This is a genomic window from Ensifer sp. 22460, assembly GCF_052044935.1.
Lineage (GTDB): Bacteria > Pseudomonadota > Alphaproteobacteria > Rhizobiales > Rhizobiaceae > Ensifer.
The window spans coordinates 101,419-114,428 of sequence record NZ_JBQENZ010000011.1 but is presented as its reverse complement, the minus strand read 5'-3'; the positions used below and the strand labels follow the sequence as shown (position 1 = coordinate 114,428).

Genomic DNA, 13,010 nt, shown 5'->3' with positions numbered 1-13,010 from the left:
GAAGAGCATGCAGCCGGTTTCCTATCGTCTCGAGGCGTCTTGGCAGCCGGATGGCGGGCCCTTTGGTCGGTTCACCTTCACGCTGTTCAATTTCTCCGGCTCGCCGCTGTCCGGTTTCAGGATCGTCTATACGTCGCTGACGCGGGTCATTGATCCCAAGGCCTGCGAGAATGCGGTGTTCCTGCGTCGCAACGCCAATTTTCATGAGTTTGCGCCGCCCGAGGGTTTGACGATCGACAACGGAGGAAGCTGGACCTTCACCGTCAGCGGCCTGCATCGCAATGCACGCCATTGCACCGACGGAGCCAAGTCCGCCTATCTGACGCTTGCCGATGGCCGCCACGTCCCGGTCGCCGTCTCGGATTTGCTTCTTGAGAACGCCGTCAGCGAGCCGCCGCCGGTGCGGCTGCCGGAAGGTGAACTCGACCAGCCCTATGCGCTGCAGCCTTGGCCGGCGAAGCTCGAGCTTCGGGCTGGAACAGGTTTTCCGGTCGTTCTCTATCCGGCCGCTGGGGCCGGGCAAGACGAGATTGCGGCGGTTGCTACCGTGCTGTCGATGTTCCATCGATTGTTCCCTGCGGCGCATGCGCCCTTCAGCCTTGCGACGTCGAAGCAGGGGCGGCCGGTCGTCTTCACGGCGGATGCCGGGTTGGCGGCAGAAGCCTATCGCCTTGAATTCTCCGAAACCGAAATTCGCCTGGGCTACGGCGGCAGCGCCGGCCGGCAATATGGCTTGACCAGCCTTGCCCAGCTTCTGGACGGAGCGCGCAATCATCCCGGCAAATTCCGCTTCCCGACGAGCGGTACAATCTCGGACAAGCCTCGCTACGGCTGGCGCGGCTGCCATCTCGATGTATCCCGCCAGTTTTATCCGGCCACCGATGTGGCGCGGCTGATCGATATCCTCGCCTGGTTCAAGCTCAACATCTTCCACTGGCACCTGACGGACGACGAGGCATGGCGCCTGGAGATCAAGGCGTTTCCGGAGCTGACGACGCTTGGTGTGCTGCGCGGCCCAGATGAGGCGCTGCTACCGCAGCTCGGCAATGGTGCAGAACCCGTCGGCGGCTTCTACAGCCAGGCTGACGTCAAGGCGATCGTCGCGCAGGCAAGCGCACTTCACATCGATGTCGTGCCGGAGATCGACATTCCAGGACACAGTGCGGCGACGCTCGTCGCTCTGCCGGATCTCTCCGATGGCCAGGAGGCGCCGGAGAGTTACCACTCGGTGCAAGGTTATCCGAACAATGCGCTCAACCCGGCCGTCGCCTTCACCTATGAGTTCCTCGAGAAAGTCTTCGATGAGATGGTCGGGCTCTTCCCGAGCAAGTACCTCCATATCGGCGGCGACGAAGTGGCGAACGGCTCGTGGCTCGCTTCTCCGCTTGCCAAGACGCTGATGGAGCAGGAGGGCATTTCCGGCACCTTCGCGCTGCAGTCCTATTTCCTGAAGCGGGTGAAACAGATGCTGACGGCGCGTGGCCGCAAGCTCGCCGGTTGGAACGAGGTGGCGCATGGCGGCGGTGTCTCGACCGAAGATACGCTGCTGATGGCCTGGGAGCGGCCGGAGGTCGGCATCGAACTGGCACGCGAAGGTTATGACGTGGTGATGACTCCCGGACAGGCCTATTATCTCGACATGGCGCAGGCCGATGCGTGGCAGGAACCGGGCGCCAGCTGGGCCGGGACCGCGACGCCGGCGCATACCTATGGCTATGAGGCCGAGGGTGAGTTCCCCGAGGATCTGAAGCCGCGCCTTAAGGGCGTCCAGGCCTGCATCTGGTCTGAGCATTACCTCTCCCGTAGCTATTTCAACCGCCTTGTCTTCCCGCGGCTTCCGGCGATTGCCGAGGCGGCCTGGACACCGAAGGCGGCGAAGGACTGGCTGCGCTTCGCGGCCATCGCTCCGCTCAGCCCCAATCTCTAAGAGGAAAGCCCATGCGCATCGCCGTTGGTGGCATCCACACTGAATGCAGCACCTATTCGCCCGTCCTGATGACGGAAGAGGACTTTCGCGTGCTACGCGGGCAGGCGTTGCTGGAGGCCGAATACTTCAGCTTCATGAAAGCCGAGGACGTCGAGCATCTGCCGCTACTGCACGCACGCGCCGTACCCGGCGGTCCGGTATCGCGAGGGGTCTACGACGCATTCAAGGCAGAGTTTCTCGAGGGACTCCGTGCGGCCCTGCCGATCGACGGGCTCTATCTCGCCATGCATGGTGCGATCAAGGTCGATGGCATGGACGACGCAGAGGGCGACTGGATTTCGGCCGCCCGCGCCGTTGTCGGTCCCGATTGCCCGATTGCCGCAAGCTACGACCTGCACGGCAATGTCAGCCAGAGGATCATCGATCAGCTCGACATCTTTGCTGCCTATCGGACTGCGCCGCATATCGACACGCCGGAAACCATGACCCGCGCCTGGTCGATGCTCGTCTCGGCGATCAGAGACGGAACGCGTCCGGGCATTGCCTGGGCGCCGGTTCCGGTGCTTCTGCCCGGCGAATGCACCTCGACTGAAGACGAGCCGGCGAAGGCGCTCTATGCTCAATTGCCGAAGATCGACAAGCGGCCGGGCATTCTCGACGCCAACCTGATGGTTGGCTACGTCTGGGCCGACGAGCCTCGGGCGACTGCCTGCGCGGTCGTGACCGCCACCGATAAGCCTGCCGCCAAGCGGGCGGCAGAAGAGATTGCCGCGGGCTACTGGGCTGAGCGCAGCAACTTCCGCTTTGGCCCGGTGACCGGACCGCTCAACGAGATGCTGGATATCGCCGAACGGGCGACGACGACGCCGATCATCCTCGCGGACTCCGGCGACAATCCGACCGGTGGCGGTGTCGGTGACCGAGCCGATGTGCTGAAGGCACTGCTGGCACGCGGCTGGCGCGGTGCCCTGATCGCCGGCATAACCGATCGCCCCGCGGTGGAAGCCTGCTTTGCTGCCGGTGCAGGCGAAACGCTGATGCTCAAGATCGGCGGTAGCCTCGACCCGGCAAGCCCCTGCGCCGAAATGTTGGTGGAGGTCGTCAGGCTCGACGATTCCGGTCTGGAGCGTGAGCGGCAGGCGGTGGTGCGCGTCGGCGCCATCGATATCGTCATTGCCGCGCGCCGCAGGCCCTATCACGATATCGAGGATTTCCGTCGGCTCGGTCTCGATCCTGAAGCCGTGCGGCTGCTCGTCGTCAAGTCGGGTTACCTCTCGCCTGAACTCGCGCCGATCGCCAATCCCAATCTGATGGCTTTGACCGAAGGCGTCGTCAATCAAGGCATCGCCGGCCTTGCGAGCTTGCGCCGTCAGCGGCCTGCTTATCCGTTCGACCAGGACTTTGCCTTCGAGCCTGTCGCCCGCTTCTCGTCCCGTTGGTCGAGCGGCGACTGAGGCTTTACTATCTGCATTTTTCCTACCCGAATTTCGGGTGGGCTCTCCTCTGCAGCGCCGCACGTCGTTCAAGACGCGTCAGGTCGCTGTAACGCTTTAAGTTGCTGCATGTTTGTCCTTAACTCGATCCCGATTTAAGGAACCATGTAGTGCCCTTCACCCGCTTCGCGGACACGTTCTAGCATGACTTCCACCATACTCAGCGCCATGCGCAACCCGGCCATGCGGATCAGCATGCTGGCGATCTTCCTGTTCGGCTTTGCGGGCGCTGCCACCTCGCCCTATCAGTCGGTTGTCGGCATCAACGAACTGGGTCTCAGCGACGCCATCTATTCGCTGCTGATCCTTCTTGCTTCGACCGTGAATGTCATCGTCAGCGTCTCGATCGGCATCCTGGCGGACCGCGTCGGCAATTATCGCGTGCTGATGTCGACGGCGATCCTGTTCGGCGTTGTGGGCTACGGCATCGTTTATATGCTGCCCTACCAGGCGAGCTTCGTCGTCAGCGTCCTCTTGCTGCTGCCGATTTATGGCGCGCTCTACACGCTGCTCTTTGCCAATGTGCGCAGCATCGCCCGGCGGATGAGCGGGAATGACGCCTCGTCGCTGACGACCGGCGCGCGCGCGGCCATATCGGTGTCCTGGGTTCTGGTGCCCGGGCTGGTCGGCTTCGCGCTGGCAGGCGGCGAAAGCATGCTGCCGGCCTATCTGCTGGCCTGCCTTGGTTGCCTCGCCAACCTGCTGATCGTCTATTTTTCGTTGCCCAATGAAGGCGGCGCCGATCCGTCGCTCGGCAAGCGGCTGTCCTACTGGACGTCGTTCCGAGAGATCCTGACGCCGCGCATCTTCCTGCGGGTGATCGCCGTTGCGACGATCACGTCGAGCCTGCACGTCAATGCCGCCGTGCTGCCGCTGATCATGACGGATGAGATCGGCGGTAGCGTCACCGATATCGGCATCATCGTCGGCATCGTCGCCTTCCTGGAAGTCGTCTTCATTTTCGTCTGGGCGCGCATCCAGTTGAGCCTGGTGCCGTTCAAGGCGCTGGCGCTGGGGACGGCCATCTACATCGGCTATATGGTGCTGCTCGGCTTTTCCACGGCCACGTGGCAGATCTACGCGCTCACGCTCATCAGCGCCTTCGGTGCAGCGGCGCTGATCACCATCCCGATCAGCTACCTTCAGGACCTGATTGCCGACCGGCCGGGCTTGGGAAGCTCACTGATTGCCGTGAACCTTTTCCTGAGCGGTGGGCTTTGCGCCGGGCTTTTTGCGCTCGGCACCCGGATCAGCAACTATTCCGGAACGGCGTTGCTCGGTGGTGTTGCAGGATTTGCCGGCTTGTTGCTGCTGCTGGCGCTCGATGGCGATAGAAAAGGAAAGAGGACGGTCAGCCGCGAACCAGGTTAGTCCCAGGGCTCATCGACAAATTTGCAGGTCAATGTGGTTTGGTTGTCTTGGAGACACCTCTTCTTTTGATCGACGAGGATCATAATCCTCGCGAAGAAGCGCGAGAAGTCGGCCTTGCTGGAGTTAAAGGTGGCTATCCCCAGCGCATGCGCCTGGGCCTGAGCCACGCAGGTCGCCAATTCCTGATCGGGGACATCGCTGTTTGCAACGACGACGGCGCGGTCAAACCGCCCTTCCGCAGAATAGTTCACCGCGGAGGCGCAGTTTCCTGCGCCGCTTCCTGCGGTGTCGTTGAGCAATTTGCTGTAGTAGGGGTCGAAGCCGAAATCTTCAATTTTGCGAACGTCGACCCGGCCATTCTGGACGACATCTTTTCTAAATATCACGCCGATGGTGTTTCTCCCGAGGCCCGGTTGGGCTCGCACCTCAATTCCGGCAGTGATGGCGAGCATTTGAATTGTTGAGAAGACTACGTCTCTCTTCTTGGTCTCCCCTTGGCTCATTCCGACGCCGATATACTCCGGGAAGGCGGTAAAATGTCGCTCTCCGTTGCGAACAGGGCCGAAGAAACTCACGTTCTGGGCGACCGAAGACGAAGCAATAAAGACGCTCGTAAGAAGCCCCACGGCAAACATAGGAAGTCTAATGGTTCTTCTCTTGTTTCTGCCCTTACACATGAAGCCTTCTCATAAACAATCAGCGCTCGCTTTAGCGAAAAGAAATCTTCTGCAACGCGTAGCCAGCAATGCGCTGGCATCATTATTTTCTAGCATTGCTATCAACAGTCGCAAGGCGCCGAAGCAAGGAAGATGCAGTCCCGGTACTTGTCTCATCAAAAAGTGATAGGGGCGCCTTGCGGCGCCCCTATCAGCATTTCCGTTGAGTATGTCAGTCGAAAGCGTATCAGTTGCCGAGGATACCCGGCAGGCGCAGGCCCTTGTCCTTGGCGCAATCAAGAGCGATGTCGTAGCCGGCATCGGCATGGCGCATGACGCCGGTTGCCGGGTCGTTCCAGAGCACGCGCTCAAGTCGCTTGGCCGCATCATCCGTGCCATCGGCGCAGATAACGACGCCCGAATGCTGGGAGAAGCCCATGCCGACGCCGCCGCCGTGGTGCAGCGATACCCAGGTCGCACCCGAGGCGGTGTTGAGCAGCGCGTTCAGCAGCGGCCAGTCGGAAACTGCGTCCGAGCCGTCCTTCATCGCTTCGGTCTCGCGGTTCGGCGAGGCGACCGAGCCGGAGTCGAGGTGGTCGCGGCCGATGACGACCGGGGCCTTGAGTTCGCCATTCTTAACCATCTCGTTGAAGGCGAGGCCGAGGCGATGGCGGTCGCCGAGACCCACCCAGCAAATGCGTGCCGGTAGACCCTGGAACGAGATGCGCTCGCGCGCCATGTCCAGCCAGTTGTGCAGGTGCTTGTTGTCGGGCAGCAGTTCCTTGACCTTGGCGTCGGTCTTGTAGATGTCTTCCGGATCGCCGGAGAGAGCCGCCCAGCGGAATGGTCCGATGCCGCGGCAAAACAGCGGGCGGATATAGGCCGGAACGAAGCCCGGGAAGGCGAAGGCGTTTTCAAGGCCCTCTTCCTTGGCGACCTGGCGGATGTTGTTGCCGTAGTCGAAGGTCGGGATGCCCATGTCCTGAAAGGCGATCATCGCTTCGACATGCTCGCGCATCGAGGCGCGTGCGGCCTTTTCGACAGCCTTCGGGTCGCTTTCGCGCTTGGCCTTCCACTCGGCCATGGTCCAGCCCTTCGGCAGGTAGCCGTTGACCGGGTCGTGTGCCGAGGTCTGGTCGGTGACCATGTCGGGGCGGATGCCGCGGCGAACCATTTCCGGCAGGATTTCAGCGGTGTTGCCGAGCAGGCCGACGGACTTCGCTTCGCCGTTTTTCGTCCAGCGCGCGATGATCTCCATCGCCTCGTCCAGCGTCTCGGCCTTCTCGTCGAGGTAGCGGGTCCGCAGGCGGAAGTCGATCGAGTCCGGGTTGCATTCGACTGCGAGGCACGAGGCGCCGGCCATGACGGCTGCGAGCGGCTGGGCGCCGCCCATGCCGCCGAGGCCGCCGGTCAGGACCCATTTGCCCTTGAGGTTGCCGCCATAGTGTTGGCGGCCGGCCTCGACGAAGGTTTCGTAGGTGCCCTGAACAATCCCTTGAGTGCCGATGTAGATCCACGAGCCGGCGGTCATCTGGCCGTACATGGCGAGACCCTTCTTATCCAGCTCGTTGAAATGATCCCAGGTCGCCCAATGCGGCACGAGGTTGGAGTTGGCGATGAGAACGCGCGGCGCATCCTTATGGGTGCGGAAGACGCCGACCGGCTTGCCGGACTGCACCATCAGCGTTTCGTCGTCGTTCAGGTCCTTGAGCGTCTCGACGATCTTGTCGAAATCGGCCCAGGTGCGCGCCGCTCGGCCGATGCCGCCGTAGACGACCAGTTCGTGCGGATTTTCCGCAACGTTCGGATCGAGGTTGTTCATCAGCATGCGCAGCGGCGCTTCGGTCAGCCAGCTCTTGGCGTTGAGCGTCGTGCCCTGGGGGGCGCGCACGTCGCGAATGTTGTGGCGCGGATTGTTCATGGTCATGCCTCGCTCCCTGTCTGTCTCTTGAGGTCAAATGCGATGGTTTCGATGCGGTTCAAAATGGCTTTCAGCGGCTCACGCAGCAGTGCTGAACGGGCGGCGTCGAGCGCGAAGGGTGGTTCTTCCGCTGCCAGATGGGTCGATTGCGCGAGTTCCATCTGGATCGCATGCACGCCAGTCTCGGGGCGCCCATAGTGGCGGGTCGTCCATCCACCCTTGAAGCGACCATTGAGAATGCTGCTGTAACCTTTTGCTGCAGCAGCGATTTCTGCTGTTTCCTTCTCGATTTCCGGTGCGCAGGTCTTGCCCATGTCGGTGCCGATGTTCAGATCCGGCAGCTTTCCTTCGAAGAGGAACGGGATGTGCGAGCGGATCGAATGGCAGTCATAGAGCACGACGACGCCATTGATCGCCTTGACGCGCTCGATCTCGGCGGCAAGCGCCGCGTGATAGGGCGCGTGGAACGTCTGGAGGCGTTCGGCGATATCGGCTTCGGTTGGCGCCTCTCCATCCTTCCAGATCGGCTTGCCGTCGAAATCCGTTTCCGGGATCAGGCCGGTCGTGTTCTGGCCGGGGTAAAGGCTGACGCCTTCGGGATCGCGGTTGGCGTCGATCACGTAGCGGTGGAAGGTGGCGCGAACGACGGTCACCTCCGGCAGCAGGCCGTCATAGAGCTGGTGGATATGCCAATCGGTATCGGCCAATATCCGGCCGTTGTCGTTGAGCCGATCCCAGATCGCAGCCGGCACGTCAGTGCCGGTGTGCGGAAATCCGAGGATGACCGGGGAGTTTCCCCTTTTGACTTCGAAGACCGCCATCTCAGCTCTCCAGGCCAGGCAGGATGCCGGCGGAGATGGCGGCGTTCAGGCGGCCCGAGGCGACGAGATCGCCGGCAGCCTTGAGGTCGTTGGCCATGTAGCGATCTTCCTCGATCGTCAGAGAGACGGCGCGAAGTGCCGCGGCTGCCTTCTGCAACTCGGGGCTCGTCTTCAGCGGCGCGCGGAACTCGACGCCCTGGACCGCGGTCAGGGCTTCGATGCCGACGATAGAGAACAGGTTTTCGGTCATCTGCAGCAGGCGGCGGGCGCCGTGGCAGGCCATCGAAACGTGGTCTTCCTGGTTGGCCGAAGTCGGGGTCGAGTCGACCGAGGCCGGGTGCGAGAGCTGCTTGTTCTCCGACATCAGCGCGGCGGAGGTCACCTCGGCGATCATCAGGCCGGAGTTGAGACCCGGCTTCTTGGCGAGGAAGGCCGGCAGGCCGTAGGAGAGTGCCGGATCGACGAGCAGCGCGATGCGGCGCTGCGAGATCGCGCCGATCTCGCAGATGGCCAGCGCGATCTGGTCGGCGGCAAACGCAACCGGTTCGGCGTGGAAGTTGCCGCCGGAGACGACGGAATTGTCCGAAAGGACCAGCGGGTTATCGGTGACGGCGTTCGCTTCGATCTCGAGCACGCGCGCGACCGAGCGCAGGAGATCGAGGCAGGCGCCATCGACCTGCGGCTGGCAGCGGATGCAATAGGGGTCCTGTACGCGCTCGTCGCCTTCGATATGGCTTTCGCGGATCGCGGAGCCGGCAAGCAAAGTGCGCAATGTGGCGGCCGTATCGATCTGGCCGCGATGACCACGCAGCGTGTGGATGTCGGGATGGAAGGGGGCGGACGAACCCATGGCGGCGTCGGTCGACATAGCGCCGGTGATCAGTGCTGCCTGCGCGGCGCGGTGGGCGCGGAAGAGACCGGCAAGCGCCAGCGCCGTCGAGGTCTGGGTGCCGTTGATCAGCGCCAAGCCTTCCTTGGCGGCCAGCACGACGGGCGTCAGGGCAGCGGCGGAAAGCGCCTCGGCGCCGGACATGCGGCGCCCTTCGAAGAAGGCTTCGCCATGGCCCATCATCACGGCTGCCATATGGGCGAGCGGGGCGAGGTCGCCGGAAGCACCAACCGAGCCCTTCTCGGGAATGACCGGGACTACGCCCTTTTCGAGCATGGCTTCGATCAGACGCACGAGTTCGAGACGGACGCCGGAGGCGCCGCGACCGAGCGAAACGAGCTTCAGCGACAGGATCAGACGCACGACGTTTTCGGCAAGCGGCTCGCCCACGCCGCAGCAATGCGACAGGATCAGATTGCGCTGAAGCGTCGCGACATCGGCGCTGTCGATCTTGATCGAGGCGAGTTTGCCGAAGCCGGTGTTGATGCCGTAGACCGGGGCATTGCCGGCGACGATTTCGGCGATGCGGCCGGCCGCCTTCTTGATTCCGGCGTCAAAGGACGGGTCCAGACGAGCCGGCTCTCCGGTCCAGTAGATGGTTTCGAGGTCGCGAAGGGGCACGGAGCCCGGATGTAGAATGATGGTCATTGACCGATCCTTTGCCCTCTGAAGATGCGTTCATGAAGTGGGTTGAAGCCGATGCGGTAGACGAGCTCGGCGGGATCCTCGATGTTCCAGAGCGCGAGATCGGCCGACTTGCCGACCTCGATGGTTCCGGTCTCCGCGAGCAGGCCGAGGGCGCGCGCGGCTTCGCGCGTTGTGCCGGCCAGGCATTCGGCTACCGTCAGCCGGAAGAACGTCGCCGACATGTTCATGGTGAGAAGCAGCGAGGTCAGCGGCGAAGTGCCGGGGTTGCAATCGGTGGCGATCGCGATCCGTGCGCCGGCGTCGCGCAGCGCCTGAACCGGCGGCAGGCGCTCTTCGCGGAGTGCATAGAACGCACCGGGGAGCAGCACGGCAACCGTGCCTGATTTGGCAAGGGCTGCGGCGCCTTCGGCGTCGAGATATTCGAGATGGTCGGCCGAGAGCGCACCATAGGATGCCGCGAGCTTCGCACCGCCGAGATTGGAAAGCTGTTCTGCGTGCAGCTTGACCGGCAGGCCTAGTGCCTTGGCGCGGTCGAAGACACGGGCGATCTCGGCGGTCGAGAAGGCAATGCCCTCGCAGAAACCGTCGACCGCATCGACCAGCCCTTCGGCGTGCGCTGCATCGAGGCCGGGCAGCACGACATCGGTGATGTAGTCGCCGTTGCGGCCCTTGTAGTCTGCGGGCGTCGCATGCGCGGCGAGGTAGCTGGTGACGACGCGGACCGGGCGGAGCGTTTCCAGCTTGCGGGCGGCGCGCAGCATGTTGAGCTCAGCCGTCACATTGAGCCCGTAACCGGACTTGATTTCGACCGTCGAAACACCTTCGGAAAGAAGCGTGTCGAGCCGTGGCAGAGCGCTTTCCACGAGTTGGTCGACGCTCAGCGCATTGGTCGCTTTCACCGAGGAAACGATGCCACCGCCGGCCCGTGCGATCTCTTCATAGGTGGCGCCTTCGAGCCGCATCTGGAACTCGCGGGCGCGGTTGCCGCCGTGCACGAGATGCGTATGGCAATCGATGAGGGCCGGCGTCAAGACGCGGCCTTCGCAGTCAACCGCTTCGAGGCGGCCTGCGAGGTTGGCCGGCAGATCGCGATCGGGACCCGCAAAAGCGATCCGCCCATCGACGACAGCAACGGCCGCATTCTCGACAAGCCCAAGTCCTTCGGCGCCTTCGCTCAGCGTCACAAGGCGCGTGTTGCGCCAAACGCCGGATGACTGCTTGCGGGTCGAGATATCGTTCATGAGGTCGCCTCCACTGGATATAATGTATATACATATTAATTCGCTCCACAAGAGGAAAATCGTGTGGCGGGAGGAAAAGGACAGGGCGGAAAGGCTAAGAAAAGAGGCGCGGCGCTGTTCAAAAACATGAGCAAGCTGCTCCAACAAATTGATTCTGTGAGCAACTTCTGTGCGATGTGCTTCCGAAGCGCGAGAACGCAAAAAAGCCCCGAAACCGGAATTTCGGGGCTCGTGTCAATCGATCGTCAGAAAAGATATCCGGCCGAAAGCCCTGCCATGTCGATTCGAGAGGCGAAGCCGACGGTACCGCTCGCCCCCGTCAGGCGGCGTGGTCCGCCTTGATGCGCAATCGTTCCACCAGGTCGACGAAGCGGGTGCCGGCGATGTCGAGCCTGCCGCTATTGTCGATGACGCTCACGCCGGGCCCCGACGTGACATCGGGGGCCTGGCGGCTCAGCCGTCGCAGGACTTCTTCCTCGCTCTCGCGGCCGCGTTCTGCAAGCCGCTTGGCCAGTACCGGTGCCTCGGCGGTGATGACGACGACGGCGATGTCGCCAAACGCTTCCCGGAACGCCGGCAGGGCGCCGCGGCTGCCGTTGACGATAGCGGTCATGCCGTTCCGCACATTTTCGAGCACCACGGAGGGGATGCCGTATTTGAGGCCATGCGCGTCCCAGAAGACGGCGAAGGCGCCGTCCTTCTGCATGTCGACGAATTCGTCTTCGGACACGCTTTCATGCACCTCGCCGCCGGCATCCGACGGACGGGTGATGACACGCCGGACGAAATGCACGTCGTGACAGTCGGCAAAATGCCGGGCGGCAAAGCCCATGACGCTGTCCTTGCCGGCACCGCTCGGTCCGACGACGACGACGAGTGCGCCTGCACCCTGTTCGTTCGCGCTCATGCGACACGCCGTCCTTCGCGCCAGACGGAGCGCACGACCGGAATGCCTTGCCTGCGGTGGACGCGGGCGATGTCGGCGCGCAGGCCGACTGCGACGCGGCCGCGGTCGTCAAGGCCGACGGTACGGGCCGGTGTCGAGGTCACCATCGCGATCGCCTTCGGCAGGTCGATGGCTTCGACTTCGTCGGAAAGAACGAAGGGCGCGTGGATCAGGCTGAAGGGCACATAGTCCGACGACAGCACGTCGAGCACGCCACGTTCCGCCAGGTCGCGGGCGGCGATGTTGCCGGAGTGCGACTTGCCGCGAACGATGTTCGGCGCGCCCATGAGCACGCTCAGGCCCGCGCGGTGCGACGCTTCGGCGGCTTCGAAGCTTGTCGGGAATTCGGCAAGCTTGATGCCGAAGCCGACCGATTCTTCGACGTGGTCGACGGTCGCGTCGTCATGGCTGGCAATCGTGATGCCGCGGGCGGCGCAGGCCTCAGCCAGCGCAGTGCGGTGCGGGCCGGCATATTTCGCCGAAAGCGCCTGCTGACGCTCGACGAAGCGGGCGAACTCCGCGTCGGAAAGGCCGCGCTTGGATTTGTAGTAGAGCGTGTACTGGTCCATCGTCTGGAACTGACGCTGGCCGGGCGCGTGGTCCATCAGCGAGACGAGCTTGACCTGTGGGTCGTTCCGGAAGTCATCGTAGTGATCGAGCACGTCGGAGGTGGAGACCTCGCAGCGCAGGTGGATCAAGTGGTCGGCGCGCAGCCGACCTTCTTCCTTGGCCTGCGCCAGCGCGTCGGCCATGCTGCGCATCTCGCCCTTCTGGAAGCCGCCATCTTCGTCGGAGCCGAGCCGAAGGCAGTCGAAGACCGTGGTGATGCCCGAGGTGACGACCTGCGCGTCATGCGCCTGGATCGCCGCGATCTTCAGCCAGCGCACGCCCGGGCGCGGCGAATAGTGGGCCTCGAGGTGATCGGTGTGCAGTTCAATGAGGCCCGGAATGAGGTAGTCGCCTTCGAAGTCCTCGCCGCTGGCGACCGTCCCCGCGGAGATATCGGCAATCTTGCCGTCGCGGATCAGCACCGAACCGTCGAGGATACTGTTCTCAAGGACGATGCGGGCGTTGGTCAAAACCTGTTCTTTGCTCAT

At 63.0% G+C, this 13,010-nt stretch carries 10 protein-coding genes; 3 read left to right on the top strand and 7 right to left on the bottom strand.

What is annotated here, in order from left to right; all coding sequences use genetic code 11:
- Nucleotides 1–7 precede the first annotated feature (7 nt).
- The 3 genes from ACTJKM_RS15900 (at nt 8) to ACTJKM_RS15890 (ending at nt 4,791) form a co-directional block, all read left to right on the top strand.
- On the top strand, nt 8–1,927 hold the full coding sequence (locus ACTJKM_RS15900) for a beta-N-acetylhexosaminidase (protein ID WP_058326349.1): 1,920 nt from the start codon (nt 8–10) through the stop codon (nt 1,925–1,927).
- Nucleotides 1,928–1,938: 11 nt separating this feature from the next.
- On the top strand, nt 1,939–3,381 hold the full coding sequence (locus ACTJKM_RS15895) for a M81 family metallopeptidase (protein WP_058326348.1): 1,443 nt from the start codon (nt 1,939–1,941) through the stop codon (nt 3,379–3,381).
- 183 nt (nt 3,382–3,564) lie between these two features.
- Nucleotides 3,565–4,791: an MFS transporter gene (locus ACTJKM_RS15890; RefSeq protein ID WP_058326347.1), complete on the top strand. Its 1,227-nt coding sequence runs from the start codon at nt 3,565–3,567 to the stop codon at nt 4,789–4,791.
- Here ACTJKM_RS15890 and ACTJKM_RS15885 read toward each other — a convergent pair.
- The 7 genes from ACTJKM_RS15885 to ACTJKM_RS15855 form a co-directional block, all read right to left on the bottom strand.
- Nucleotides 4,788–5,468: a hypothetical protein gene (locus tag ACTJKM_RS15885; protein WP_093232886.1), complete on the bottom strand. Its 681-nt coding sequence runs from the start codon at nt 5,466–5,468 to the stop codon at nt 4,788–4,790. The genes ACTJKM_RS15890 and ACTJKM_RS15885 overlap by 4 nt on opposite strands.
- Nucleotides 5,469–5,694: 226 nt before the next feature.
- Nucleotides 5,695–7,368 carry a urocanate hydratase gene (gene hutU / locus ACTJKM_RS15880; RefSeq protein ID WP_058325077.1) on the bottom strand — a complete coding sequence of 558 codons (1,674 nt, stop codon included), beginning with the start codon at nt 7,366–7,368 and terminating at the stop codon, nt 5,695–5,697.
- A gap of 2 nt (nt 7,369–7,370) precedes the next feature.
- Complete coding sequence (hutG, locus tag ACTJKM_RS15875) at nt 7,371–8,189, bottom strand: N-formylglutamate deformylase (protein WP_058326345.1); 819 nt, start codon at nt 8,187–8,189, stop codon at nt 7,371–7,373.
- Nucleotide 8,190: 1 nt separating this feature from the next.
- Nucleotides 8,191–9,726: a histidine ammonia-lyase gene (gene hutH / locus ACTJKM_RS15870; protein WP_058324981.1), complete on the bottom strand. Its 1,536-nt coding sequence runs from the start codon at nt 9,724–9,726 to the stop codon at nt 8,191–8,193.
- Nucleotides 9,723–10,967: an imidazolonepropionase gene (gene hutI, locus ACTJKM_RS15865; RefSeq protein WP_058326344.1), complete on the bottom strand. Its 1,245-nt coding sequence runs from the start codon at nt 10,965–10,967 to the stop codon at nt 9,723–9,725. Before hutI ends, hutH begins: the two co-directional genes overlap by 4 nt.
- Before the next feature lie 319 nt (nt 10,968–11,286).
- Nucleotides 11,287–11,874: a phosphonate metabolism protein/1,5-bisphosphokinase (PRPP-forming) PhnN gene (gene phnN / locus ACTJKM_RS15860; RefSeq protein ID WP_058326343.1), complete on the bottom strand. Its 588-nt coding sequence runs from the start codon at nt 11,872–11,874 to the stop codon at nt 11,287–11,289.
- Nucleotides 11,871–13,010, bottom strand: coding sequence for an alpha-D-ribose 1-methylphosphonate 5-triphosphate diphosphatase (locus ACTJKM_RS15855; protein ID WP_058326342.1), 1,140 nt, complete (start codon nt 13,008–13,010; stop codon nt 11,871–11,873). Before ACTJKM_RS15855 ends, phnN begins: the two co-directional genes overlap by 4 nt.

Excerpts from the sequence above, each read along its gene's own strand:
- ACTJKM_RS15890 (WP_058326347.1), top strand. The coding sequence starts at position 3,565 with ATGACTTCCACCATACTCAGCGCCATGCGCAACCCGGCCATGCGGATC.
- hutU (WP_058325077.1), bottom strand. The coding sequence starts at position 7,368 with ATGAACAATCCGCGCCACAACATTCGCGACGTGCGCGCCCCCCAGGGC.
- ACTJKM_RS15900 (WP_058326349.1), top strand. The coding sequence starts at position 8 with ATGCAGCCGGTTTCCTATCGTCTCGAGGCGTCTTGGCAGCCGGATGGC.
- phnN (WP_058326343.1), bottom strand. The coding sequence starts at position 11,874 with ATGAGCGCGAACGAACAGGGTGCAGGCGCACTCGTCGTCGTCGTCGGA.
- hutI (WP_058326344.1), bottom strand. The coding sequence starts at position 10,967 with ATGAACGATATCTCGACCCGCAAGCAGTCATCCGGCGTTTGGCGCAAC.
- ACTJKM_RS15895 (WP_058326348.1), top strand. The coding sequence starts at position 1,939 with ATGCGCATCGCCGTTGGTGGCATCCACACTGAATGCAGCACCTATTCG.
- hutH (WP_058324981.1), bottom strand. The coding sequence starts at position 9,726 with ATGACCATCATTCTACATCCGGGCTCCGTGCCCCTTCGCGACCTCGAA.
- ACTJKM_RS15885 (WP_093232886.1), bottom strand. The coding sequence starts at position 5,468 with ATGTGTAAGGGCAGAAACAAGAGAAGAACCATTAGACTTCCTATGTTT.
- hutG (WP_058326345.1), bottom strand. The coding sequence starts at position 8,189 with ATGGCGGTCTTCGAAGTCAAAAGGGGAAACTCCCCGGTCATCCTCGGA.
- ACTJKM_RS15855 (WP_058326342.1), bottom strand. The coding sequence starts at position 13,010 with ATGAGCAAAGAACAGGTTTTGACCAACGCCCGCATCGTCCTTGAGAAC.